This window comes from Clostridium beijerinckii HUN142 (assembly GCF_000621745.1).
GTDB lineage: Bacteria > Bacillota > Clostridia > Clostridiales > Clostridiaceae > Clostridium > Clostridium beijerinckii_A.
The window spans coordinates 130,736-157,619 of the sequence record NZ_JHXK01000020.1; the positions used below are offsets into that span (position 1 = coordinate 130,736).

Genomic DNA, 26,884 nt, shown 5'->3' on the forward strand with positions numbered 1-26,884 from the left:
AGGTAATTAAATTATAGAATTAACACATAAATATAGAATTATCTCTAATAAACTAGAAAAGTTATATACAATCTGCAAATGATTTATCATTAGAATGCAAACGTAAATTATTATAAACATAAAGATCAAAAATTATTACTTTGTTATATTATAAAAAAGCTCTATCTTAGTATATATTTTAATAACTCTGATAGAGTTTTTAAATATAGATAAACAACTTAAGAATTAGACTTATTAGATGAACATATTTACAAAGTTTCTAAAACTTTAAGTTCATATCTTCACTAGAAATCATAAATATATTTGTGTAGAAAACATTTGAAAATGAGCTGTTAAAGGTTCTTAGTGGTAGGTTGTTCCATTTTAGCTTGTCAAACTGAAAGTTGGAGCATGCTAAAGTGGATACAACCTACTGCTTAGAAGCTTCAGCGATATTTTTATAGCTTTTCGTAACAAAATATTTATGATTTCGGTAAGTTACCACATAAGTTCAGGTCTTAGTTGGGGTATCTATATTTATCACAAGAATAATTTTTACTTTAATCTCTCATCAAAACATAATTGAATTTTAATACCAAATGGGTCTTCAATAATACCATATGCTTTACTAAATATATTACTAGCTAATGGTACAATTATTCTAACTCTTTCATCTGTAATTAAGCTATTGTAGAATTGTTGGATTTCCTCCAAATCAGCACTTTGAATACATAGAGAGGTATTATTACCCGCTTTGTACTTTTCGTTAGTATCCATTGGATTTTCATTAATCATAACTTTAGTTTTCCCTATCTTTAAAATAGAGTGAGCGATGTGAGTTTTATTTTCGTCATTAATTTCAATTGATTTATCCCCCATCTTTACTAGGTCTGCGTATGTTACAATCATTAACTGTTCTGCATTAAAGTGTTTCTTGTAAAAATTAATAGCATCTTGTGCTTCTCCATTCATTGAAAGGAAAATAGCAATTTCTAGCGTTGTACTCATAATATTAATCTCCTTCGTATAATAAATTAGATATCAATGACTATATTATTGATATAATTAGAGTATAATACTTAAAGGTGTCAAAATATGAAACTTTTATTCAAAAAAGTTTTTCAACGGAGGATATATGAAAAAATCAGAAAGATTAAACCATATGATAATGTACTTAAACGACTTCGATTACTTTAATCTAAGTGATTTAATAAATAAATATAACATTTCAAAAAGTACAGCTTTACGTGACATTGCTTCATTAGAAGAATTGGGAATGCCTATTTATGCAGAGCAAGGTAGGTACGGAAGATATGTTATATTGAAAAACAGACTATTGTCACCTATTATATTTACCATAGATGAAGTATATGCTTTATATTTTGCAATGCTCACACTGAAAGCCTACGAATCTACGCCTTTTCATTTAAGTATAGAAAAACTAAATGAAAAATTTGAAAACTGTCTATCAGGAGAACAAATAAAAGAAATTAATAAGATGAAAAAGGTCTTAAAATTTGAAGCATCTAAGCATAATAGTGTTAGTCAATTCTTAGATAATATTTTAGAAAGCATTATTAATGAAGTTAGCTGTAAAATTGAGTATTTGAAAAATAGCAAAACTGTAAATTATCATATACAGTTCTTTCAAATTTCCTCTAAATTTGGACAGTGGTATGCCAGTGGAATAGAGCTTAAGAGTAATAAATACAAAGTTTTTAGATGTGATAAAATAACCTCATTAGAATTTAGTGATGATAAGTTGGAATTTCCAATTGAAAAATTAATAAACTCTCCCTTAGAGTTCTACCAATCTGATAAAAGCATTCAGTTTGAAATAGAAATTTTAGATAGTGAAAAAGATATTTTTTATAAGGACAATTATCCTTCTATGAAAATAGAATTAGGAACAAAGACAATTATAAAGGGATTTTTTAACGTGGGTGAAGAAGAATTCATATCTGATTATTTTCTTAAATACGGTACGTCTATTAAGTCAGTTAAACCACAATCATTAAAATCTATTATTTATGAAAAAATTAAGAAGATTCTAGATCATTATGAAGAAATTTAAAACTTATCTATAATAAAATATTAATTCAATCACAACCTTAGTTTATAAGTTTTTATTGATGATATTGAAAAATTATGAGCTATAAATTACGACTGAAAGTTGGAGCACTCTAAAGTGGATACAACCTGGTGCTTAGAACCTTCAGCGATATTTTCATAGTTTTTCGGAATCAAAATATTTATGATTTCGGTAAGTTACCACATAAATCTAGTTTTAAATTGAGGTATCTATATAAAGACAGAAAAAATAACAAGTTCCCTAAAATTGTAGAAAACTTGTTATCTTCATATAGTTTATTTAAATAGGTTTAATTCACAATTCGAAAATAGTAAATCAGTATGCAGTTGATTTATTATTTTCTCATGTGCCTAACGTGAGGGCATTTTAATTAGTCTTTTTCATATAGTTTATTTAAATAGGTTTAATCCACAATCCGAAAATAATAAATCAGTATGCAGTTTGATTTATTATTTTCTCATGTGCCTAATGTGAGGGCATTTTAATTGGTTTTTTTATGATATTATCTAAGCATCCATCCTGAAAGTACCATCATTTGAACTTCTGATGTTCCTTCATAGATTTCTGTTATCTTAGCATCACGCATCATTCTTTCAATTGGATAATCGCTTGTATATCCATAACCACCAAATAATTGTAAACAACGATTTGTTACATCAGTAGCATTTCTAGCAGAAATTAATTTTGCCATGGCAGCTAAATGTGTAAATTTTTGATGATCATCTTTTGCACATGCAGCTTGATATACTAAAAGTTTTGCAGCTTCTGTATTTGCACGCATTTGAGCAAGTTCAAATTGTGTATTTTGGAATTGTGAAATAGATTTTCCAAATTGAACACGTTCTTTAACATATTTTACAGTCTCTTCTATTGCGCCTTCTGCAATACCAAGAGCTTGTGCAGCAATACCAATACGACCTCCATCAAGAGTTGCCATTGCAATACCAAATCCTTTGCCTTCTTCTCCTAAAAGATTTTCCTTTGGAACTATACAGTTATCAAAGAATAATTCACATGTAGAAGATGCACGAATTCCCATCTTTAATTCATGGCTTCCAACAGAAAATCCTGGGAAGTCTTTTTCAACTATAAATGCTGAAATACCTTTTGTTCCTTTACTCTTATCTGTCATAGCAAAAACAATATATATTTCTGCATATCCTGCATTAGTAATAAAGATTTTGCTTCCATTTAATACATAATGATCTCCCTCTAATACTGCTGTTGTCTTTTGCATTGAAGCATCAGTTCCAGCTACAGGTTCTGTTAATCCAAATGCACCTAATTTTTCACCTGAAGCAAGTGGCTTTAGATATTTTTCTTTTTGCGCATCTGTACCATATGTGTAAATTGGTGTTGCACAAAGGCTTGTATGTGCTGAAACAATAACGCCTGTTGTTCCACAACATTTAGATAATTCTTCTACACATTGTATATAACTTAAAGTATCCATTCCAGCTCCGCCGTATTCTTCAGGAAATGGAATTCCAAGCAAGCCCATTTCAGCCATTTTTGCTACATTTTCTTCTGGGAATCGCATGCTTTCATCGATTTCTTTTGCAATTGGTTTTACCTCATTTTCTGCAAATTCACGATACATTTCTAGTAATTGTTGGTGATTTTCATCTTGTTTAAAATCCATTTTAATTTCCTACCTTTCTTTTTTTCATCTTTTCCTTTTTATTTCATGGGATATTAATATATATATAAATTTTTTAATTATGAGCTTAAACTTCTATTGGACAGCATACCTTACCTGGATTCATAATAGAATTTGGATCAAATACTTCTTTAATACCTTTCATTAATTCCATATTTATTTCTCCAACGCTATCAGCTAAATAACTCATCTTTCCGCTACCAATTCCATGTTCTCCTGAAACAAGTCCACCGCATTTGATTGCTTCTTCGTAAATTATCTTAAAGAATTTATCAACTCTTGTTTTGAATTCTTCTTCTTCTAAATCATTACTACATTGGTATATGTGAAGATTTCCATCTCCTGCATGTCCAAAACTCTTAATAGTTATTCCACACTCTTCACCAGTTTTATTTACAAAAGCAAGATAAGGAGCGATTTTATTTACTGGAACTACAACATCACATTCATCTAACAATTTTGTTTCTGCCATAATAGCTTCTAAGAAACTTGAACGTGCAGCCCATGCATCTTTTATTTTTGCAGGTGTATCAGCTACAAGAACATCAATTGCTCCTGCTTCTAATACTATTTCACTTGCTTGCTCAATAAGATTATTTAATTCATCTTCATTCCCTGCATCTATAGTAACAAGTAAATAAGCATTTGCAGTAACTCCATCGATTACTTGTGGGAATACGCTCTTTCCAATATATCTTTCACTAGATAAAACAATTTCTCTTTCCATGAATTCTATCGCTTGTGGATTCATGTGTTCCATTCTAAATTTAGGAACAGTAGAAATACAATCATCTAAATTTTCAAAAGGAATAATTAAACTTGCTACTACCTTTGGTGCTGGCATTACTTTCAATGTAAGTTCTGTAATAATACCAAGTGTACCTTCTGAACCAATCATTAAATTTAAAAGGCTGTAACCTGAACTTGTTTTTGATACTGTAGCTCCAAATTTAGTAATTTCTCCTGTTGGAAGAACAACTGTCATTGCACGTACATAATCACGTGTTGCACCGTATTTAACAGCTCTCATTCCACCAGCATTTGTTGCAACATTTCCACCTAAACAAGCAAACTTTTCACCTGGATCTGGAGCATATAATAATCCTTGTTTTAAACAATCCTCTGCAAGATCATTTAATAAAACTCCTGCTTCTACATGAACAACAAAATTTTCTAAATCATAAGAAAGTATTTTGTTCATTTTTGTAATATCAATTAGAACTCCTCCGAGTAGTGGAACTGCTCCACCTGTAAGCCCTGTTCCTGCTCCTCTTGGCGTTACTGGTATTTTATTTTCATTACATATTTTTACTACTGCAGCAACTTCCTCTGTAGAATGTGCCATAAACACAACTTGTGGAGCTACCTTTCCGTAGATAGGCATTTCATCGTGACTATAGTCCTCATTTATATCAGCTCCTGTTAAAATATGCCCCGGTGCTGCCTCCTGCAATTTTGAGATTAGCTCTTCTGTCAATTGGTTATACTCAGCCATAATATTCATTCCTTTCCAACATATTAAGTGTAAAATTCACTTTATCTTTAATTAGCAAATTACTACGCCAAACTAATTCAGTTTACACTTTATGCCCTTTAGGATATCCCGTGGACAATGTAGACTTTTTAATAAGGTTCTTTAATTTTCTAAAAAATACTGAATTTTCCTGGTTAACTTTAAATGGTCACCTGTAATATATATCAACTGCCTTAAAGTGTTCCAACAAAACATACTATTCCAGCTATAACTACATAACACACAAAATATTTAAATACGCTTTTTAAAATTTTACTTTCCGAACCTGATTGATTAATTGCACTTGCGCCAATTGCAATACTTTGAGGGCAAATCATCTTTCCTATACCTGCTCCAAGAGTATTTGCTGCTGCCATCCATGCACCAGAAAGTCCAAGGTTTTGCGCGGTTTGTACTTGTAATCCTCCAAATAAAACACTGGTTGATGTACCTGATCCAGTTACAAATCCTCCAATTGCTCCAATTAATGGAGAAATTAATGGGTATGCTCCTCCAGTTACTACAACTAAAAGACTTGCAATATCTGAAATCATTCCGCTATACCCCATTACCTTTGCAGTTGACATAACTGCACAAATTGTAACGATTGTTTTCCAATTTGCTTTTAATGTACTTCGCAGTACATCAAGTATTGTTGATATTTTTGCACCTTGAACGAGGCCACCAATAACTGCTGCAACGAGAATGATAATACCTGGTGTATTAATCCAGCTAAAAGTTAGTGTATTTCCACCTTTACCTGCATATACGCTTGTGCTAGTTTTAAATACTGCAATTGCATTATGAACTGGTGCACATAATGTTGATGTAGCCATTAACATTACGAATATTAAAATAAATGGACACCATGCTTGTACTGCTTTACCAAATGATAAGGATGTTTCTTCCTTTTTCTTGTTAATTTGAATGCAATACTCATCTTGAGGCTTTTTATTAAAGATTTTTGCTGCTGCAACTGTACATATCATACAAGAAATAGATCCTACTATATCTGGAAGTTCTGCTCCAACCGCTGTTGCTGTAATATAAGCAGGTACTGTAAATGACAATGCAGCGACTAATGTAACAAGAAATGCTCCCTTCAATGCCTTTATTCCTCCACCTACGATACATACCATAATAAATGGACTTATAAAACAAAGAATTCCTTCAATCATTACTGTATTTACTGCTAATGTGTTTGATCCAACTCCGGTTACTGCCGAAAGTGTTACGAGTGGTATTCCTACTGAACCAAATGCTGTTGGTGTACTGTTAGCAACCAAACATGCTAGAACTGCTGAAAATGGATTTAATCCAACACCAGCAAGCATAGATGCTGGAATAGCAACTGCTGTTCCAAATCCAGCCATTCCCTCCATGAAATTACCGAATCCCCATCCAATAATTAATGTTAAAACCCTTTTATCCATAGAAACTCCGGCCAACATTTCTTTTATGAAATCCATCGCACCTGTACGTAAAATTAAATTGTACGTAAACAAAGCTGCAACGATAACTAAACAGATTGGCCACAATGCGTTGAGTACTCCTTCAAATACCCCTGTCACAGTATAAACCACATTTAATTTCCAGAAAAAAATAGCTAAAAACATTGTAAGAACAAGTGCAATAGAGCAAGCTTTATAACCTGGCATTTTTAACCCACTGAGTGCAACTATAAGCCAAATGATAGGTAATATTGCCATTAAGAATTTAAAAAACAACATTCTTTTATCCTCCTTATACAATTTTCAAATGGCATAACCTTTTAAAAATTGTTATTACTATTTTGGTCCTAATTACATAGCTTCCCACTTGTTAATTTAGTACTATTTTTACATATATTCGGATTTAGTTGTTTTTTATATGCTGCGTTTCTTATTCATTTATGTTTTTTAATAATTCTCCAAGTATGCAAGTGTGAAATTTATACATAATTTCATTTTCTTGTGAATTGAGATTTATTTTTTTGGTTATCACACTAATTCTTTAGTGCGATAACCATTTATCTTATCTGGAAAAAGTATTTATTCTGATTTTGCTTTTTTCATTTCTTCAATCATAACTGGAAGGATTTCATTTACATTTCCAACAATCGCTACATTAGCAACTTCAAAAATCGGAGCTTCTTCATCTTTATTAATTGCCACAATATAACTAGAGCCTGTCATTCCTGATGTATGTTGTGTTGCACCAGAAATACCGCATGCAATATAAAGTTTTGGTGCTACGATTTTTCCTGATTGTCCAACTTGGTGTGCACGAGAGATCCATCCGTCTTCAATTGCTGGTCTTGTTGCGCCTACTACGCCACCAAGTACGCGTGCTAATTCTTCAACTAATTTAAAATTCTCTGCATTTCCCATTCCACGTCCACCAGAAACAATAACCTCAGCTTCTTCTAAATTAACAGATTCAGAAATTTCTTTTACTGTATCAATAATTTTTGCCTTAACAGCATCAGCTGGAATTTCTACTTTCTTTTCAGTAACATCCGCATTTGAAGTAGCTTCTGATTTTGGAAAGCTTCCATTTCTAACCGTAACTACAGCTGTTCCCTCTACTTCAATATGTTCTAAAATTGTACCGCCATAAGCTGGTCTAGTGTATATAACTTTACCATCAGCTTTACTCAATCCTATTACGTCACTTACGCATCCCAAATTCATACGACCTGCAATACGTGGTGCGACATCTTTAGCAAGTGTTGTATTAGCTAATAAAACAATATCTGGATTTTGTTCCTTAACAGTTTCTGATAATACTTCTGTCAAAGTATCACAGTCTGTATCTATATCAGTAAAAATAACTGGAATTCCGAATGTTGCTATTGTATCTGCAATAGCTTTATTTCCTACTACAATAGCTGTTCCTTCTGCATCTAGTGCTTTTGCTGCACTAATAAGTTCAATACTTCCACCTAATGCCTTTTCTCCATCTGTTTCAATGAATAATAATGCTTTCATACTTTCGTTTCCTCCTTAATTAGATTGCCTTATCTTTTTTCATTTGCTCCATAACAGCACTTACTGCTAAAGTAGCGTCCTTCTCTTGAATCTTGATACCAGCCTCTTTCTTAGGAGGTGCAACATATTCAATTAAGCGTACTTTTGCTTGTTTTACCTCTCCAATTTCTGCTGCTGAATAAGTTGGAATGACTGCCTTACGGCTTGCCATCTTACTTTTAATAGTAGGGTAACGTGGATCATAATCTGGTTTACTTACTGTTACTACTGCTGGACATCCTAAAGAAACTATATTATATCCTTCTTCAGTTTCTTGATGAATTTCTACGGAATCATCTTTTAAATCGATTTCAATAGCACTGCTGACATAGCCTGTCCCTAATTTTTCTGAAAGCATAGCTCCCACTTGACCAGTAATTTCATCTGTAGATTCTTTTCCACAAAGAATCAAATCGAATTTTTCACCTTTGTCTTTTTCTATCTTATGAATAGCATCTGCCAAAACATCAGCTGTTCCCATAGCATCTAAATCTGCATATAGATCATCTTTTACAAAAAATGCTTCTTTAGCTCCTACAGCAAGACAATTTTTTAATGTGTTTAAAGAATCATCTGCTCCAACTGTTAATACACTAACTTTTCCTCCATGAGCCTCGGTAAAACGAACTGCTAGTTCTAATGCATATGTATCAAATGCATTTGCAACCAAACTGACTCCATTTAATTTAGGTTTTTTCATTTCATTATCCAAATGAATTTCAATAGAATCATCTGGAACCTGTTTTACACATAACAGAATCTGCATACTTTCCCTCTCCTTTATCCTTTTATATTGCTAAATTGTTTTTTGATAAAACCAGTCTGTGTTTTGGTGGTAAAAAGCACCATCAAATAAATACTATCGTTAATTCATTTTTTGTATACGATATCGTAAATTGGTCTTACCAATTCACAAGTAAATTCTAACACACGGTACCAAATATTTCAATCCCTAATATAAAAATTTTTTTAAGAATATATTTTAGGTTATATTGACTTAGGCTGATGATAAAATTACCATGATTTATTAGCTATATTTATTGCCAAAACTAAGATTACTGCGCATTCATCTCATTACTAAATCATAACTTACATAAATAAATTTCTTGACATGTGCATATGTGTGCACATATAATTTAATTGGTGATGCAAATGGAAAATCAAAATAATTTATTTGAATGTGGTGATTTTGAATTCTATAAAACTCTTTTTGATCCTGTAAGAAGTGAAATCTTAAAGTTTCTCGCAATAAATGGAAAGAAGAATATCACAGAAATTGCAGAAAACTTTACTCAAGATAGGTCTGTTATTTCAAGGCATTTAGAATTAATGAATCGATATAAAATCTTAAACAAGGAAAAGCTAAACAGAATTACTTTCTATGAAATTAATAGCGAGTACATTCTTGAAAAATTTGAGACAACTACAAACACTTTAAAAGAGTATATCAAAAATAAGGTTTATTAAGAAAAGGCAGTAATGCCTTTCTTCTTTAATGTAAATGTGTATGAATGTGCACATATACACAAAAATAAATGATTTTGAAAGGATTTGACTAAAATGAATCTTATTACTGTGAATGAAGCAAAATGTATAAAATGTGAGTTATGTATTAAAGAATGTCCTGTGGCTTTTCTAAAGATGGGATCACATGGGCCCGAAGAAATGGAAAACTCTAATTGTATTGCCTGTGGACATTGCACCGCTATATGTCCTAATACTGCGATAGATAATAAAAAATCGCCTTTAAAAGATCAAATTGATTTAAAAGATTTTACTAAACTAAACGAAAAGCAGGCAGAATATTTCTTAAGATCTCGCCGTTCCATAAGAAATTACAAAACTGAACCTGTATCAAGAGAAAAATTGGCAAAATTAATTGATATTGCAAGATTGGCTCCTACTGCAAGTAATAGTCAAGGCATATCCTTTATTGTAGTTCAAAATAAGCAATTACTTGAACAAGCTTTAGAAATAACTATCCAAATCATAGAAAATTCACCTTTAAGACATTTAGTAGAAGAAGCTATAAAAAGTTATAGAGAAGATGGATATGATTCAGTCTTCCGTGGTGCTCCAAATTTAATAATTGCAACATCAGATAAGAATTTTTCAAACGGTCGTAATAATGCTATTTCTTTTTTAACTTATCTTGAATTATTCGCCCCTTCCCTAGGACTTGGATCATGCTGGGCTGGAATTTTCGAGCATTGCATAGCCATTGAAGACTCACCACTGCTTAAATTATTCAATATTCCTAAAGATAAAAAAGTCGTAGGTGCCGTTATGGTTGGATATCCAAAGTATAATTATAATAGATTAGTTGATAGAAACCCATTAGATGCTACTTTTATAGAATAATTAATAATTACACTGAAAAAAGCTATCCTGTAAACGATAGCTTTTTTCTTTCTATTAAAATTTCAGAACTATATATAAATGCTTACTAAGCATTTTCTCCATTTTTCTTTTTTGCTTTAAGTATGTTGTAAATAATACCAAGAACTATAAACCATACAGGTGTTACAAATAAAGCAACACGAGTTTCATTATTAAGTGCCAATACAACTAAGATAAAAGCAAAAAATGCTAGAATTATATAGTTTATTACTGGATAGAACGGCATTTTAAATTTGCTCTTTGCAGCAAGTTCAGGATTAGTTTTACGATATCTTATATGGCAGATAACTATTATTGCCCAAATGTAGATAAAGCAAAATGTTGATATACTTGTTATAAGTACAAATACCCCTTCAGGCATAACAAAGTTTAAAATAACTGAAATCAAGATGACAATTGCCGAAAACATTGTAGCATTTGAAGGTACTTGACTAGAAGTCAGCTTTTTCATCGATTCAGGTGCATTTTCTTCTTTTGCAAGAGAGTAAACCATACGACTTGTACTGAAGATAGCACTATTACAAGCAGATGCTGCTGATGTTAATACAACGAAATTTACAATACTTGCTGCTGCTGCAATTCCTACTGCTGCAAACACCTGCACAAATGGACTTTTATCTGGATTAATTGAGTTCCAAGGATATATGCTCATAATAACAATAAGTGCCCCTATGTAGAATATAATGATTCTAATTGGAATATTGTTAATAGCTTTTGGAATAACATATTCTGGTTTTTCAGTTTCACCAGCCGTAAGTCCAACCAATTCAATTCCAGCAAAAGCGAACACTACCATTTGGAATGAAAGAATAAAACCATTTATTCCATTTGGAAATAAGCCTCCATGACTCCAAAGATTTGCAAAGCTAGATGTACCAGCATCTGTAGAAAAACCTTTAATAATCATAACTGTCCCAATTATAATTAATGCCAAGATTGCAACAACTTTAATTAAAGCAAACCAAAATTCCATCTCTCCAAATAGTTTTACTGCTGTAAGATTCATAATTAGTAAAATTACAAGAACAATAAGACTTGGAATCCATTGAGGTACATTGGGAAGCCAGTATTGTATGTAAAGCCCTGCGGCAGTTAAGTCAGCCATTCCAACTGATATCCAGCAGAACCAGTAAGTCCATCCAGTAATAAACGCTGCTCCGTTCCCTAAATAATCATATACAAAGTCTACAAATGAATGATAATTTAAATTAGATAGTAATAATTCCCCAAGGGCACGCATAATAAAGAAGCAAATTATACCTGTTATTATATAAGCAAATAAGATAGCTGGACCAGCCAAGTGAATTGATCTTCCTGAACCAAGGAACAGTCCTGTACCAATTGCTCCTCCTATGGCAAGTAACTGAACATGCCGATTTTTTAGTCCTCTCGATAAATTTTGATTTTCTGATGTTGATTTATCCATTTTCTTCCCCCATCTTTATTAAAGCATCTATATAAATGCCTTTTATTCTTTAGGAATTTATATTCCAATAAAATCTGTGGATAACTTAAAAAAGGTTGATTGATTAGTTTTTGTATTTTAAAAAGAATAAAAAAGAAATCTTATTCACCTGCCAAATTTTTCTCACATGAGTTCGAAAAGGCAGATGCGTGAAAAAATCTTCGGCTCCACAGTCGCCTGCGATTTTGTTCTAAGTATTTTATAATCATGCGAATTTTTGTAGCTATTATTTCCCCAATATATTGCTCTAAAAATTTAATTTTCACTGTTAAATACTAATACATTTTTGACAAAGTTGCAACGATTTCTTGATTTTTATAGGAAATTTATATAAATATAAATGTTATTTTGTCATAATACTTTCATTTGACCCTTTATTACAGAAAAAAATATATATGTCCCCCAGATTTATTTATCGAAATCTATCGTAAACTTATGTAAGCAATTAATTAGAAATCATATTATTTTTATCAAGCCCATTTTCTACAAGAATAGCATATAAGGTACCGTCTGCCTTCATCTCTCTTATTTTTTCATTTAATGCATTTAATAACGTTGTGTCATTTTTTCTTACTGCTATAGCTATATTTCCACTTAATTCAGGCGTATAATCTTTTAGTATTCTCAAAGGTATATTTTTATTTTTTAATAAAGAATATTTCACTATAACGGAGTCAACTAACCCTGCATCTATCTTTCTTTTATATATAGCATCCAATAATTCAGTTGAATTTTGGAAAAGTGCAATGTCCTTTATTATTTTATCATTTTTCCACCTTTCACCCATGCTCTCATACACTGTACCCTTTTCTACCCCAACTACTGCGTTTTTTAAATCGCTTTTAAAATTTATATTTGAAAGTGTTGGAACAACAACAGCTTCTGTGGCCTTATATATTGGCTGAGTAAATGCCACTATATTTTCACGTTCCGGAGTTATAAATATTCCACCTGATGCAATATCTATGCTGTCATCAGTATTTAATTTATCTAATAAATTTACAAATGGTGAGTTCCTAGTTTCAATTTTATTGATTCCAAGCCTGCTTCCAATTTCGGTTATTATATCAGCCTCAGTTCCCTCTATTTTTTTTGTACTTGGATCTATATAAAAATATGAAACATCATTTTGCGGTGAAGCGACAGTTATCACTCCTTTTTCTTTTATCAACTGCAGTCTATCCTTTTGTTCTGATACATTGGTTACTATCGCTCTACTGTCATATCTTCCAGCACTACCTTCAAACATTATTCCTAAAAAATTTATAATAATAATTAACATCAATACATTTCTCGATAATTTCCTCATGCTGCTCTCCTTTAGGTGTCATTTAGATTTATAAAATACTGTTGAGCCATATCTTACAAAGTGCATCAAATAAAATGAAACCTCAATTTTAATATACTATTTCTATTTTGTTATAAAATAGCAAATTTTAAACATAGAATTCAGTTTTTAAACAAAAATAAGAGTTTACTTAACATAAACTCTTATCACTTATCTTTCTCATTAAATAATTGAAACTTCTGCTTCATCCTTAAGGAATAATGGTATTATTTCTAATGGAGCACTATAGTCTATTACTTGTCCGCCATTAAATATCTTCCCTGAATTTACATCTTTCCAATTTGCACCTTTTGGCAAATACACTTTTCTTGATCTCTTTCCTTTATGGAGTATTGGAGCTACAAGAATATCTGGTCCAAACATATACTCATCTGTAACCTCCCAACAAATCTCATCTTCTGAAAAATCATAGAATAATGGTCTTATAACTGGAGTTCCCTTTTCATGTGCTTCCTTCATGATTTCAGTAATATAAGGTCTCATCCTTTCACGAATAAGCATATATTTCTTAAATATTTCATATGCCTCGTCACCATAACTCCATACTTCATTAGCTGCACCGCTTGCACATAGTCCTCCACCACTAGTTCCAAGTGGCTTTGAATGTGGCTCACGATCACCATGTAACCTAAATACAGGACAGAATGTTCCATATTCAAACCATCGAATTATGCATTCTCTAAAGTCTGGATCATCTGGATTCCCACCATGGAATCCTCCTATATCAGTTGTCCACCATGGTATACCTGCAATTCCCATGTTAAGCCCTGCTGCAAATTGATTTCTTAAAGATTCAAAACTTGAATCAATGTCTCCAGACCATACAAGTGCTCCATAACGTTGGCTTCCTGCCCATGCGCATCTAAGAAGATTAATTATATTTTCCTGTCCTTCTTTCTTCATGCCATCAAAAAACGTTTTTGCGTACATAGCCGGATATATATTACCTATTTGTACATTTGGACCTAAGTGATATCTATAATTATCAAAATCATAAACCGAATATTCTGGTTCAGCTTCATCAAGCCAAAATATTTTGATACCTTTATCATAGTAGTTTTTCTTCGCAGTTTTCCATACAAACTCACGGGCCTCTGGATTTGTTGGATCATAGAAAACAGTATCTCCTAAAAAGTCCATAGTTGTTCTAATTCCCCTATCAACTCTTACTAAATAACCTTTTTTAAGCATCTTATCATAATTTTCGCTTGTCTTATCTACTGTTGGCCAAATAGAAACCATTAACTCAATGCCCATTTCTTTAAGTTCTTTAATCATAGCATCAGGATCAGGCCAATAATCTAAATCAAACTTCCATTCTCCTTGTTTTGGCCAATGAAAAAAGTCAACTACTATAACAGAAATTGGCAAATTCCTTTTCTTATATTCACGTGCAATGCTTAATAACTCTTCTTGGGTTTGGTATCTCAATTTACATTGCCAAAAACCCATAGCATAATCCGGCATCATTGGAACAGTTCCAGTTGCCTTTGCATAAGCTTCTTCTATTTCTGCTGGCGTATCACCTGCTGTTATAAAATAATCTAATTGCTTAGTAGAATTCGCTATCCATTCCGTAATATTTCTTCCAAAAGTAACTTTTCCAATGCCTGGGTTATTCCAGAGCATTCCATATCCTAAACTTGATAATACAAATGGAACACTAGCTTGAGAATTTCTATGTGCAAGTTCAAGTACGCAGTTTTTTAAATCTAGATTTGGCTGCTGATATTGTCCCATACCAAATAACTTTTCCTTTGGATTTGATTCAAATCTCATGGTTAATGTATAATCTCCACCAAGAATAGGTTTAAATTCACGTGCTTCTATCTCTAAAGCACTACAAAACCTATTTACATTTTTCCTATTTCTTACATACTCTTCCAAAAGAACATCATCTTTATCATTATAAAATGTTATTTTTCCTTCTTTATCAATCCTTGCATGAATTTTTCCATTCTCTATATATGCTTCATTATTTTCAATCTTAATCTTAATTTCACAACTTTCTTGTGGCAATAAGGCCCAATCATCATTGATAAATTCTGCTTGATTAGTGCTGCGTATACGTAAACTATTTTTTCCCCAAGGCTCAATTCGTAACGTTTTACAGTCATATTTGCGAATTAATACATTTCCATAAACTTCAAAAACACTATCATCTAAATTAAATTCCTTATTCGATTCCATATATGAACCCTCCAATCTTTGAATAATTAAATTCATGCTTAGCCTTTAACAGCACCATTAGTTAATCCTCCAATTATATATTTTTGAAGGAATATGAATATTAAAACAACAGGCAAAACCAAAAGTACTCCGTAAGCCATTATAGAATTCCACTGTATTCCGTACTTACCCATAAAGTTATATATACTAGCTGTCATAGTTCTCTTTTCTGGACTGGTTAAAAATGTTAGTGAATAAGCTAAATCACCCCAAGCATATAAGAAGGAAAAGGCTCCTGTCATTATGAGTCCTGGATAAGATATTGGAAGCATTATCTTTGTAAATGCTGTAAATGTATTACAACCATCAATCTTTGCTGAATCTTCAAGTTCTTTTGGCAAAGCAAGAAAATAAGTTCTAAGAATAAGAACTACAAATGGAACAGATATTGTTGCATCTGATAATATTGGAGCCCAAAGAGTATCTAGTAGATGTAAATTTTTATAGACTAAAAACATTGGTGTTAGTAATAGTGCTACTGGAAGCATCTGAGTTACCAAAAATATCAAGATAAATGCCTTTTTGCCTCTCATTCTAAACCTCGCCAAACCATATGCAGCCGGAATAGCTAATACACATGCTAAGATCATTGAAGCGAATGCAACCTTGCAGCTATTACCTAGTGTTACTAGTATGCTGCTCTTTCCTGTAAATTGGTCTGTATAACTACTTAATGTAAAATCTTTAGGTATGAAAGTTGGAGGTGATGCAAAGATTTCAGCATTAGTTTTAAATGAACTTACTATAATCCAATATATTGGAAAAAGCATAATACAAGCTATGCAAATTGATACACAGCATAATATTATATTTTTTTGTTTATCCCTAAGAATAACCTTCTTCATTATCCAATCACCTCATCTTCCTTTATCAATTTGAGGTACCCTAAACTTACGCAGAATAAAATAGCAAACAATACATTGGCAACAGTAGCACCTTTACTAAATGAAAATTGCGTAAATGAAAGTTTATATGCAAAAGTTGACATTAGTTCAGTACTATTAACTGGACCTCCATTTGTCATAACAAATACTAAATCAAAAACTTTAAATGTATAAATAAATCCAAGAACTAATACGGATAAAATTGCTGGTCTTAATGATGGCAGAGTTATTTTAAAGAATCTCTGAATTACATTAGCTCCATCAACTTTAGCTGCCTCATATAAATCATATGGAATGTTACTTAACCCAGTTGTTAATAACAGCATATTAAACGGAATTCCAACCCATGAGTTTGTTAATATAACTGATAGCATCGAAGTCTTGCTATCTATAATCCACCCTATAGGCTGTGATATCAAATTGAATTTCATAAGTAATTCATTTATTATTCCTCCACTTGTACTATACATAAATTTGAACAATAATGCCGTTACTGTCATAGGTACAAGATAACTTACTACCATAAGACCTCTAAGAGGTTCAGAAAGCTTAAACTTTAAGTTGAAAAGCAAAGCTAGTCCTAATCCTATAATAAATTGAATTGATATACTTCCTATGGTGAAAACTAAAGTATTCCAAATACTTATTGGCATTGCAGGATCTTTAAATACTTCAATATAGTTTCCTAAACCAACAAAGGGTTTAACAGGCTGACTAAAAGTCGTTACATTTACATCATGAAAACTTAAAATAAAATTATATATAATCGGGTACCCCACAAAGGCCAGCATAAATATTAATGCTGGGAGCACAAATATGTACCCTTTTCTTTCTTCCTTAATAAATTCTCTGCTATATTTATTTTTCAAAGTTATATTCACCTACCTTGCTTCAATTTAAAGGCGTCTTTCACTAAGTTTTAAGACACCTTTAGTTTTTTATATAGTTAAACAATTTAAGAATTTCACAAAATTGATAACACTTTGATTTAATATCTTCACTAGAAATCATAAATATATTTGTGAAGAAAACATTTGAAAATGAGCTGTTAAAGGTTCTTAGCTGTAGGTTGTTCCATTTTAGCTTGTGAAGTGAGAGTCCAAAATTTTATTTTGGGTTCTCGAACTTCCTCAGCGAATGTAATGAGTCGAGCTTCCCTAGGAAAGTTGGAGCATGCTAAATTGGATGCAACCTGCTGCTTAGAACCTTCAGCGATATTTTCATAGCTTTTCGGAATCAAAATATTTATGATTTCGGTAAGTTAACACATAAATTCAGTTTTAAAGTTGGTATCTATAAATTTATCTTAATACTGCATCAACCTTAACCTGCGCATCTTTTGCTGCTTGCTCTGGTGTCTTTGCATTTGTAAAACTTTCCTGCATTGCAGTAGACATGGCATCGGAAATCTCTGGCCATTTTGCATGTGGTCCTCTTGGCATTGCATATTGTAATTCATCTAAGAACACGCTCATAACTTGGTCTTTAGTTATTTTATCATCACTTTCTGCTACATCCTTTCTAGGTGGAATGTATCCAAAATCAGCGCAATATTCAGTCATATTATCTTTTTGCTGAGTGTATTTAATAAAATCCCAAGCTTCAGCTTCATGATGACCTTTAATGATGCCCCAGTTTTCTCCACCTAAATCCGATGCAAATACTTTATCCTTAGGAATTTTTACAACTCCCCAATTTAGGTTTGGTGCATCCTTCTTAACTGTATCTATAATCCATGGACCATCTGTAATCATGGCTGCTTTATTAGTTACAAATTGTTTTTCTAAATCATTTTGTGTCCAGTTTATAACTTCTTTACTCATCGATCCATTTTTTATAAGATCAGTGAGATATTGAAGAGAACTTATTCCCGCCTGACTTCCAACTTCATTAAATTTAGCGCCTGTTGAAAGAAGCCATGGAAGATATTGAAATGTTCCTTCCTCATTCTTTGGTGCAGCTATAGCTAAACCATAAGTATCTCCTTTTGTTAATTTCTTAGCTGCAGTCTTTAATTCATCAAAAGTTGTAGGCGGCTCAACTCCCGCAGCACTTAACATGTCTTTATTATAAAATAAAGCTAAATCATTACTTCCGAGTGGGATTCCATAGTATTTTCCATCTAACTGACATGACGAAATCGGTCCTGGGTAAAATTGATCTTTACCATCATAGGAATTCATCTTATCTGTAATATCTGCAAATAATCCCATTGCCGAAAATGAAGCCATATCTGGATTATCAACTAAACCTATGTCAGGTAGTTTGTCAGCAACAAGTCCTATTGTAAACTGTTTAGTAAGTTCAGCTCTTGGTACAAATTCCACTTGAACTTCTACCTTATCTTGAGATTTGTTATATTTATCAGCAAGATTTTGCATGGCACTTTGTTGTTGCTGCCCATCAAAATAGTGCCATACTGTAACCGTTGTCTTTCCTGACGGATCAGCTTTAGTTTGAGTTGTGCCCCCACCACTGCTTCCACATCCAATAAATATAGTTGCCGACATTGCAATAGCTGTCAAACAAGCCAGTAACTTTTTAGTTTTTTTCATTTTATTTACCTCCTAAATTCTTATGAATAATAACGTTTTCTATAACTTAATATTACATCTTCTAAATTACTTCTAATATTCTATTATCATGAAAAAAGTGTAAAATCATGATATTAATTTTACACTTTGCATTTAAGCTTATTAAATAAAATAGCAAGCATACTGACTTATTCTTTCTTTATCATCCCTCAATAAAATTTCATATATTCCTTTGGGGACATACCTGTTGATTCTTTAAAAACTTTGCAAAAGTATTTAGAGTCACTATACCCGACCTTCTCTGCAATTTCATAAATTTTTAGCTTATTACTTCCTAATAATTCCTTTGCTTTATGAATTCTAAATTCCTTTAAATAATCCGAAAAACTTTTTCCAAGTTCCTTTGTAAATAACCTGCTTAAATATTCTGGGGTTATATTCATACCACTTGCTATTTCCTCAAGAGAAATTTTATCACTATAATACTCTTTTATATAATTTATAGCTTTTCTTACAATCAATGAATTTACTTTAGTTCCCTCATCATTTCTTTCACACATCTTACTGATTATATAATTTAGCCTCTCTTTTAACTCATCAAATGTAAAGCTGTTTCTAATTGAATCTAAAACCCCTTCATTATTGAACTCTGTATAAAGATTACTGTTGCAACTTTTAGCCACAGTTAAGATTGAAAAAATATACTTGCAGCTAACATTAATTATCTCGCATGGGTCATAGATGTTTTCTTTCAAGTATGAAACAAATTTTTTATTGATATCATCTAATTTTTTCTGATCATTGTTTTTTATGGCTCTTAATACTTCCGTTTCAATCTCTCTTGGATAATTACAATGATTTATTTTTAATTTAGATATTAGTTCTTCATAAATCACTTCATCATTTCCAAATGAAATGGGCCATTTAGACAATCTCTGTAGCTTTTTAAACGAACTTTTAATTTCAGCTAGTTCGTTTAGATTAATAATACTAATCGTAGTACTTAAGAATCCCTTCCTCCTAAGTGAAAATAATAGATTATGCTTTAACATTTTTATAAATTCTAAATAAGCTGTTTTAGTAATTACTAGAATAGGAAAATAATTATACTCTTTTAAAATAGAGTAATAGAAATTTCCGATATTGTAATTCTTCATAGCTTCATAAATCTCTTTTATTATAAGTTCAATCTTATCTTCATATTTATCTCTAAGATGTAAATTGACAACATATATATTTTCATTTTGCTTTACTTTACTTTCAATTATTTTATAAAAATGCTCTAAATTTTGTCCTTTATTTAATAGTACTTGTCCTAATATTTCTTCCTTAAGTATCCCTTCTTCTAGAAGTGCATCTTTTTCCTTACTTAAATTAAGCTTTTTTTCAATATCCTCCATGGTATTTTTTAAAGCAGTGTAAGTTATAGGTTTCAACAAGTACTCTTTCACTCCAAGTTTTATCCCTTTTTGTGCATACTTAAAGTCTGAATATCCACTGAGTATAATAATATATGGATCTTGACCACAATCTTTAATTTTTTGGAGCATATCTAATCCATTTATTTTCGGCATTTCAATATCTGTAAAAATAAGATCCGGCATATGCTCTTTAGCTAAAAGGAATCCTTGCTCTCCGTCAGATGCTTTTCCACAAACGATGTAATTTTCATTAATCTTTCCTAATAAGTTTCCCAGCCCTTCTCTGGCATTAATTTCATCTTCTACAATTAAAATTTTCATAAATATCACTCCCTAAAATATTAATGAAATAATCAAAGTTATTGTAGTTCCTTGCCCTTTAGCACTTTCAATTTTAAATTTAGCATCTTCACCATAATAAATTTTTATCCTGTCATATACATTTTTTATACCTATATTTTCATCTTCATCTTTTCCTGATTTTATATTATTAATTATCTCTTGAATCTTTCTATCCTCAATTCCCAATCCATTATCTTTTACCATGATCTTCATATAATTATTTTTAAATCTATTTATACTAACTTTCAATATTCTTTCACTATCATATCCTTTAAATCCATGGATAATTGAATTTTCAATTAAAGGCTGTAATATTAACTTATGGATTCTAGCCCCTAGGACATTTTCATCTACATCTAAATCCAATTCGAAACTATTATTAAATCTAAGTTGCTGCAAGTATACATATTTTTTCAACCATTCAACTTCATCATAAATAGTCACTTCCTTATTAATATCTCCTATGCTATATCTTAGTATTTGCGCAAAATTTCCAATAGTATCACTAACTTCATAATTCTCATTTTTAATCGCCATCCAGTTTATGCAATCTAAAGTATTATACAAAAAGTGAGGATTAATTTGAGCAACAATTGCCTTTATTTCAGCTTCTCTTCTTTTGTTTGATAATTCAACAATAAAATTACTTTGATCTTTTATATCACTTATCAAAATATTTATTGTAGACAACATTTCATTAAACTCATCTCCTATAAATGACATTTCATCTTCTGTGCTTAGCTTTATTTTTACATTAAAGTTTCCCTTTTTAGCTTCCTTCATTCCACTGACAATAATTTTAACTGACTCATATAATTTATTTGAAAATATTATAATAACTAAGGTTAAGATTATAAGTATCAGTCCTAAAAACACAAAGGTTAAATTTCTTAATAGCTTGACCTCATAAAATAAATTATCCTTATCAACAACATTAATTACCTTCCAGCCAACACTATCTATAGGAATACTGCTAACAGATATATTTCTATTCTTAAAACTCGGTATTGAATATATTAATTGATTTAGGGTTTCCATGTTATCCGTATCATTAATCTCGTTGCTAGAATAATCTTTTACATAGGTTCCAATGTACTTCTTATCTTGAAATGATATAACTCTCCCATGATTATCAATTATTACAGAACACATATTAAGCTTGTCTTCTTCAAATTCTTCTTTATCCATCTGCACATTGCAAACATCAAATAGAATTTGTTCATCAAAACTCATAATAATTATGCCAATTTCGTTTTTAGTTCTGATATCTCTAACTTTTAGTCCCATATGAAACATATACTCAGATTTTCCATGAATAAAGCTATTACAAGTTGTAGGTAATATTACAGGAGTATTACTATTTAAGATTTCAGAATAAATTTTAGTTTTATCAGAATTGCTGTATTCTTCCCATATTCTATTATTAATTCCTTGATTACCTTTATCATAATATACATTTCTTCCATTGTTCCCAACAAAGGTTATAGCTCTAATTTGATTTCTTGAATAAGAATAAGATCCAAAAGCATCTCTGATTTTATTGATAGAAGATGCCTTTTCAAACTCATTTCCATCATTAAACATTTTCTCTAATTCCAAACAATCATTATCTGCTGCAATCCTATATAAAATATCCTTATAATAATTCATATCAGTTTCTATATTAGTTTTTATGTAAAATAAATTCCTATCCGTAAGATTTGTTATCTTCTTTTCCAAGTAATGCTGTGACAGCTTATATAAAAACACTTGACTAAGAACCATTGGTATAATTGAAATAATTATAAATATGCTTAACAATTTTGCTTTTATACTATAACGTTTCCAATTCAAAAAATATCTAATTGTATTCGTAATATTGTTAAAAAATTTCATTATTTATAATTTCACCACTCTTTAGGCACATGAAAATAAATAACAAGTCCAAAGTTGCCATGAATACTTTTCGCCAGGCAAGGCGACCAATTACTCTCATAGCGGGGCTATTAGAGTAATTTGGCGATAAGCAGTGAACCAAAAGTGAGAATCGAAATTTTATACTTCGTTCTTTGAACTTTCACACAGTGCAATCTATGCTTTTGTGTGAATTCGCTTACTCAGCGAGCGAATTCGAGTCGAGCTTCATCTGATGGAAAATAGGCTGCAAATGAGCTTTTTATTTATTTGATTGTGCCTTATTATTTTAACTTAATACATATATTATATTCCATTATTTTACTATCAAGCAACCGTACAACTTAAAATTCCTCTCACAAAAAGTTAAGAATATAAAAAGGTAACAATGTAACTTTTTATATTCTTAACTTTTTTAATTTCTTACTTTTTTTCTTTTTTAATTCTAAAAAATGTTTATTGAAATCAGTTTAACTTTCTTACTTCTTTCAAATTTATATTTTTTAGCTATATATAAGTTATGGAAAGCTTAATTCATTAATGCTTCCCCTAATTTATCAGATATAAATACTTCTGTAGAAATAGGTGGTATTTAAAAAAGAACAAAAGCAAAACTGCTAGTTACTTAACAAAAATTTCGTAACTAGCATTCTTATTTAGCTTATTAAAGATAATCATTTAACTTTTGGTGGGGTTTATATTATCAAAACTTCCAATAACAAAATATGAAGCCTGAGCCTGTACAAGGAGCTTTTCATGCTCATCAAATATTTTACATACACACCTCATTATATTTTCACCATCACTGATAACCTCACCTACTGCCGAAACTGTGCTTCCTGCATTAACATTTTTTATATAACTAATACTTAAATCTGTCGTTACTATACGTTTTCCTAAAGTTGTACACGAAACTCCCATCACCACATCTGCAATTGAAGCCAAAGTCCCTCCGTGTATATATCCATATATATTACAATGTCTATCAATTATTTTCATTTCATATATAACTTTTCCCTCTGTAACTTCAACAATTTGAGGATCAAGAAAATTTTCAAGTATAGGTTTATGATAATTTTCCTCTAAATAGCCTTTTAACCATACAAGATGTTCTTCTGACATAATAACTCCTCCTTCTCTTCTACGCATTGCCTAAAATATCTTTCTTACTACCCTTTAAGGCAATTACTAGTTTTCTCTTATTTTTACACAAATATATATTATTTTCACTCAATCTTTTATTATTTATAGGATTATTATAGCAAACAAATTAAAGATAGGAGAATGATTTATATTATTTAGCGCCCATATTGATTGCAATAATGAGTTTACACTCAAAATGCTGTTGAACCATGCAGTTAATTATAATCATAAATTAGGAACTTAATTGCAATATATGTATTATAATTGATGAAGATCATATGTTTACACAAAAAACCAAGTTAAATATAATTTGGATTTTTATTGATTTTTATAGAAATATTATATAAAATGAATTAGTAAACTAATTGATAACAATATTCAATTAAGAATTAAGAGGTGAACGATTTGAAGAAAGGGGAAAATAAACTATTTCTTGTATTTAGTTTAATAATATTGATTAATTTCACTTTCAATACTAAGGTTCTTGCTGCAGTTAAAAATAGCATAAGTGAAGATGCTCCTTTATACACTTTTATAAATTTTACTAGTTATATTTATAATAATTACAAAACTTTCATATTCATTATTTTAGGTATTATTGGTATATCATTATTGGATGCCTTTTACTGTCTTGTTGTAAAAGCAAGAGAACAAACAAAATATTTAAGAGACTTAGATTTAGAACGCGAAAGGTATTCTATAGTCGTTGAACAGTTAAATGATATTATCTTTGATTTTGATATAACTGAGAAAAAAATCTTAAGTTCTTCTAAGTTTGAAGAAACCTTTGGATGGACATTAAATATTCAAGATTATAATAAAAGTTTTTTGAATGAGTTAAAAATACATCCTGATGATAAGATATTGATTAATAAAATTACCGATGACATGAAAGCCTTAAACAAGCAGTCTATTATAAAACAAATACGACTAATGAAAAGCAATGGGGATTATCTTTGGTGTGAGCTAAAACTAAATTATATACAAAGAGATAACAAGATTGTCAGAGTAATAGGTAAAATTACTGATATTGATCATATTGTTAAAGAACATTCTTTGCTAAAGCTAAGATCCGAGTATGATCAGCTTACACAAGTATATAACAAATCAACATTTTATGAAAAAGTTAAAAGTTATATTATAGATAACAAAAATGATAACTGCATGTTAATTTTTATAGACCTGGATAATTTTAAAGCTATAAATGATAATTTGGGGCATATGGTTGGTGATGAAGTTCTAAAGGATACTGCAAATAAAATTTGTGACGTCTTTAACGGTACAGATGTTATCATTTCACGATTTGGTGGGGATGAATTTTGTGTCTTTAAACCAAGTCATTCTATATCATTTATAAAGGATAAAATTAGCATTTTATGCGATAATCTCAATGCTACATACATTGGCAAGAATACTGAAATAGCCGTATCTGCGAGCATCGGTGTTGCCTTTTATCCAAAACATGGTGATACTCTAGAATCTTTAATTCATAAGTCAGATATAGCATTATATAGTTCTAAAGAAAATGGAAAAAATCAATTTACCATATACAGCAAAAAACTTGAAATTGAATGTTGAGTGAAACAAAAAAATCCTTGAAATTACTATCGAGGATTTTTTTATTTTTAGTTTTTAGTTGTTTGAAAAAGCTAATAAACATCTCTATTAATAAGCTGATTAATCCTAATTATTAATGAATATATTTTAAATCATATATTGACCAATAATGTGAACCCTACCATTCCAACCCTGCATCAAAATGAATTTACCAATCAGCATTCCATTGATAAGTTTCTAAATTTTTTTTTTCTAAAAATAATATAGAATTTAATAATTCTCACACTCTCTCTTTTATTCTCTATCAAAACGTAGCTTTCTGAGTCAGCCAGTTTCATAATTCATTCACAAATTGTCAAGCGATATAATTTCCTAGAGAATAAAAAATAAGCCCTAGTTTAAACTAGAACTTATTTTTCAACTTGGTGACTCCTAGGGGAATCGAACCCCTGTTACCACCGTGAAAGGGTGGTGTCTTAACCGCTTGACCAAGGAGCCATATTAAGTTTTATTGTGTTTATTTAAAATGGAGCTGGCAATAGGAATCGAACCTACAACCTGCTGATTACAAGTCAGCTGCTCTACCGTTGAGCCATGCCAGCATATTTAAATTAAATTGGCGACTCAGAAGGGGCTCGAACCCTCGACCTCCGGCGTGACAGGCCGGCACTCTAACCAACTGAGCTACTGAGCCTTATTATGGTGGCTCGAACTGGAATCGAACCAGTGACACGAGGATTTTCAGTCCTCTGCTCTACCGACTGAGCTATCGAGCCATCTTACCTCGCAACGTCCTACTCTGCCACACAGTCTTCCATGCAGTACCCTCGGCGCTATAGACCTTAACTTTCCTGTTCGGAATGGAAAGGAGTGTTACCTCTATGCCATCATCACGAGATGCATAATTTACAGAAATCTTCGATTTCGTGTAAATTAGCACTCAGCGAACGAATGTGAGTCGAGTTTCCTTTGAAAAAAGACCCTTAGTTTACGCTTATACTATATTTACATGAATCTATTACTGTAATTATATCTTTGAAAGATTTTATTCTTTCAAAATTGCGCACAGTTTCTTTAATGTATTTACAACTTGACTATATTGGTCAAGCCCTCGACCTATTAGTATCAGTCAGCTAAATATGTTACCATACTTACACCTCTGACCTATCAACCTTGTAGTCTTCAAGGGGTCTTACTAGCTTATGCTATGGGAAATCTCATCTTGAGGTGGGCTTCACACTTAGATGCTTTCAGCGTTTATCCCTTCCCGACTTAGCTACCCAGCTATGCTTCTGGCGAAACAACTGGTACACCATAGGTCAGTCCATCCCGGTCCTCTCGTACTAAGGACAGCTCCTCTCAAATTTCCTACGCCCGCGACGGATAGGGACCGAACTGTCTCACGACGTTCTGAAC

19 protein-coding genes, 4 tRNA genes and 2 rRNA genes are annotated in these 26,884 nt (G+C 31.3%); 4 read left to right on the forward strand and 21 right to left on the reverse strand.

Translation table 11 applies throughout. The annotated features are described in order from the left end of the window. Window positions 1-534: 534 nt before the first annotated feature. Window positions 535-987, reverse strand: coding sequence for a VOC family protein (locus T483_RS0111040; protein WP_026886900.1), 453 nt, complete (start codon window positions 985-987; stop codon window positions 535-537). Between the two features lie 127 nt (window positions 988-1,114). On the opposite strand from T483_RS0111040, the gene T483_RS0111045 reads away from it, so the two are divergent. After that, window positions 1,115-2,053, forward strand: coding sequence for a helix-turn-helix transcriptional regulator (locus tag T483_RS0111045; RefSeq protein ID WP_026886901.1), 939 nt, complete (start codon window positions 1,115-1,117; stop codon window positions 2,051-2,053). Between the two features lie 520 nt (window positions 2,054-2,573). Here T483_RS0111045 and T483_RS0111050 read toward each other — a convergent pair. From T483_RS0111050 to T483_RS0111070, 5 genes are all read right to left on the reverse strand, one after another. After that, window positions 2,574-3,713 carry an acyl-CoA dehydrogenase gene (locus T483_RS0111050; RefSeq protein WP_026886902.1) on the reverse strand — a complete coding sequence of 380 codons (1,140 nt, stop codon included), beginning with the start codon at window positions 3,711-3,713 and terminating at the stop codon, window positions 2,574-2,576. Window positions 3,714-3,798: 85 nt separating this feature from the next. Further along, a complete protein-coding gene (locus T483_RS0111055) occupies window positions 3,799-5,226 on the reverse strand; it encodes an FAD-binding oxidoreductase (protein WP_026886903.1) in 1,428 nt (475 codons plus the stop codon). Window positions 5,227-5,438: 212 nt separating this feature from the next. Beyond that, window positions 5,439-6,974: an L-lactate permease gene (locus tag T483_RS0111060; RefSeq protein WP_026886904.1), complete on the reverse strand. Its 1,536-nt coding sequence runs from the start codon at window positions 6,972-6,974 to the stop codon at window positions 5,439-5,441. A gap of 300 nt (window positions 6,975-7,274) precedes the next feature. Then, window positions 7,275-8,213 carry an electron transfer flavoprotein subunit alpha/FixB family protein gene (locus T483_RS0111065; protein WP_026886905.1) on the reverse strand — a complete coding sequence of 313 codons (939 nt, stop codon included), beginning with the start codon at window positions 8,211-8,213 and terminating at the stop codon, window positions 7,275-7,277. Window positions 8,214-8,232: 19 nt separating this feature from the next. Continuing rightward, window positions 8,233-9,018, reverse strand: a complete 786-nt coding sequence (locus T483_RS0111070) for an electron transfer flavoprotein subunit beta/FixA family protein (RefSeq protein ID WP_026886906.1) — start codon at window positions 9,016-9,018, stop codon at window positions 8,233-8,235. 386 nt (window positions 9,019-9,404) lie between these two features. Here T483_RS0111070 and T483_RS0111075 point away from each other — a divergent pair, with 386 nt between their 5' ends. Both T483_RS0111075 and T483_RS0111080 read left to right on the forward strand, forming a co-directional pair. Continuing rightward, a complete protein-coding gene (locus tag T483_RS0111075) occupies window positions 9,405-9,719 on the forward strand; it encodes an ArsR/SmtB family transcription factor (protein ID WP_026886907.1) in 315 nt (104 codons plus the stop codon). Between the two features lie 93 nt (window positions 9,720-9,812). Then, on the forward strand, window positions 9,813-10,613 hold the full coding sequence (locus T483_RS0111080) for a nitroreductase family protein (protein ID WP_026886908.1): 801 nt from the start codon (window positions 9,813-9,815) through the stop codon (window positions 10,611-10,613). A gap of 85 nt (window positions 10,614-10,698) precedes the next feature. On the opposite strand, the gene T483_RS0111085 is transcribed toward T483_RS0111080, so the two are convergent. The 9 genes from T483_RS0111085 to T483_RS0111125 all read right to left on the reverse strand — a co-directional run bounded on the left by T483_RS0111085 (window position 10,699) and on the right by T483_RS0111125 (window position 23,890). Next, window positions 10,699-12,078, reverse strand: a complete 1,380-nt coding sequence (locus tag T483_RS0111085) for an amino acid permease (RefSeq protein ID WP_026886909.1) — start codon at window positions 12,076-12,078, stop codon at window positions 10,699-10,701. Between the two features lie 484 nt (window positions 12,079-12,562). After that, the gene (locus T483_RS0111090; RefSeq protein ID WP_026886910.1) at window positions 12,563-13,426 is read right to left on the reverse strand and encodes an ABC transporter substrate-binding protein; all 864 of its coding nucleotides are present in this window, start codon (window positions 13,424-13,426) and stop codon (window positions 12,563-12,565) included. A gap of 201 nt (window positions 13,427-13,627) precedes the next feature. Next, entirely contained in the window at window positions 13,628-15,655 is a 2,028-nt protein-coding gene (locus tag T483_RS0111095; RefSeq protein ID WP_026886911.1) for a glycoside hydrolase family 31 protein, read from the reverse strand. A gap of 38 nt (window positions 15,656-15,693) precedes the next feature. Beyond that, entirely contained in the window at window positions 15,694-16,539 is an 846-nt protein-coding gene (locus tag T483_RS0111100) for a carbohydrate ABC transporter permease (protein ID WP_026886912.1), read from the reverse strand. Then, entirely contained in the window at window positions 16,539-17,447 is a 909-nt protein-coding gene (locus T483_RS0111105; RefSeq protein WP_026886913.1) for a carbohydrate ABC transporter permease, read from the reverse strand. The genes T483_RS0111100 and T483_RS0111105 overlap by 1 nt, the downstream gene beginning before the upstream one ends. Before the next feature lie 432 nt (window positions 17,448-17,879). After that, on the reverse strand, window positions 17,880-19,133 hold the full coding sequence (locus tag T483_RS0111110; RefSeq protein WP_026886914.1) for an ABC transporter substrate-binding protein: 1,254 nt from the start codon (window positions 19,131-19,133) through the stop codon (window positions 17,880-17,882). Window positions 19,134-19,321: 188 nt separating this feature from the next. Further along, a complete protein-coding gene (locus T483_RS0111115; RefSeq protein ID WP_026886915.1) occupies window positions 19,322-20,854 on the reverse strand; it encodes a response regulator transcription factor in 1,533 nt (510 codons plus the stop codon). 12 nt (window positions 20,855-20,866) lie between these two features. After that, window positions 20,867-22,750: a cache domain-containing sensor histidine kinase gene (locus tag T483_RS0111120; protein WP_026886916.1), complete on the reverse strand. Its 1,884-nt coding sequence runs from the start codon at window positions 22,748-22,750 to the stop codon at window positions 20,867-20,869. Window positions 22,751-23,446: 696 nt separating this feature from the next. Beyond that, complete coding sequence (locus T483_RS0111125; protein WP_026886917.1) at window positions 23,447-23,890, reverse strand: PaaI family thioesterase; 444 nt, start codon at window positions 23,888-23,890, stop codon at window positions 23,447-23,449. A 426-nt stretch (window positions 23,891-24,316) separates the two neighbouring features. On the opposite strand from T483_RS0111125, the gene T483_RS0111130 reads away from it, so the two are divergent. Further along, window positions 24,317-25,489 carry a sensor domain-containing diguanylate cyclase gene (locus tag T483_RS0111130; RefSeq protein WP_196244867.1) on the forward strand — a complete coding sequence of 391 codons (1,173 nt, stop codon included), beginning with the start codon at window positions 24,317-24,319 and terminating at the stop codon, window positions 25,487-25,489. 402 nt (window positions 25,490-25,891) lie between these two features. On the opposite strand, the gene T483_RS0111135 is transcribed toward T483_RS0111130, so the two are convergent. The 6 genes from T483_RS0111135 to T483_RS0111160 form a co-directional block, all read right to left on the reverse strand. Beyond that, window positions 25,892-25,966 (reverse strand) — tRNA-Glu (locus T483_RS0111135). A gap of 29 nt (window positions 25,967-25,995) precedes the next feature. After that, a tRNA-Thr gene (locus T483_RS0111140) sits at window positions 25,996-26,070 on the reverse strand. A 15-nt stretch (window positions 26,071-26,085) separates the two neighbouring features. Continuing rightward, window positions 26,086-26,162, reverse strand: a tRNA-Asp gene (locus T483_RS0111145). Between the two features lie 6 nt (window positions 26,163-26,168). Beyond that, window positions 26,169-26,244 (reverse strand) — tRNA-Phe (locus tag T483_RS0111150). 5 nt (window positions 26,245-26,249) lie between these two features. Then, window positions 26,250-26,366 (reverse strand): 5S ribosomal RNA (gene rrf / locus T483_RS0111155). Between the two features lie 201 nt (window positions 26,367-26,567). After that, a 23S ribosomal RNA gene (locus tag T483_RS0111160) occupies window positions 26,568-26,884 on the reverse strand; the annotation flags it as partial.